This window comes from Mesorhizobium sp. M7A.F.Ca.CA.004.06.1.1 (assembly GCF_003999135.1).
GTDB lineage: Bacteria > Pseudomonadota > Alphaproteobacteria > Rhizobiales > Rhizobiaceae > Mesorhizobium.
On the sequence record NZ_RZPQ01001380.1, the window covers coordinates 1 to 589 of the forward strand.

Annotated in this window: 2 pseudogenes; both read left to right on the plus strand. The window is 57.6% G+C overall.

What is annotated here, in order from left to right:
• Positions 1-114 (plus strand): annotated as a pseudogene (locus tag EN906_RS38725) (LacI family transcriptional regulator); the annotation flags it as partial.
• Positions 115-416: 302 nt separating this feature from the next.
• Positions 417-589, plus strand: a pseudogene (locus EN906_RS36465) (rhizopine-binding protein); the annotation flags it as partial.

Sequence of the window (589 nt, forward strand, 5' to 3'; positions counted from 1 at the left end):
GCTTTGTGCCGTGAGCTCGTCGACCTGATGGCGCATGCCATCGAAACCGGCGCCGCCAACGCTCCGGGCCAGACCTTCCTGCCCTTCGACATCTACCTGCCGGAAAACATCTAGCCCGCCGCCGCGCAAGCCCGCCGAGGCAAATGATAGAATCCATCAGAGCGATGCGTAAATCGGCCCGCAGGCCGCGGAATCGCCCTTGACGCCCCGATGTGAAATGGAATAAATATTTCATCATCTGTGTATTTTGGTTCTTTCGTTCCGGAATATCTGTTTCAAACAGAGGGCTTGACGTTCCAGCCAGGAGGCAGGCGTCACCCGGAACAGAAAAGACATCAGGGAGAGATTCCCCGGGGAGATCGGGGATTCCGGATAAATCGGTGAAACCGGGCACCAATATGTGGAGGAGAAACACAATGAAGAAATTGATTTTGGGCGTCGCCTTCGCGGCGCTGATGAGCTCATCCGCCATGGCCGCCAAGGTTGGCGTGTCGATGGCCAAGTTCGACGACAACTTCCTGACCGTGCTGCGCAACGGCATGATCGAGCAGGCCAAGGGCATGAGCGGCGTCGAGCTGCAGGTCGAGGA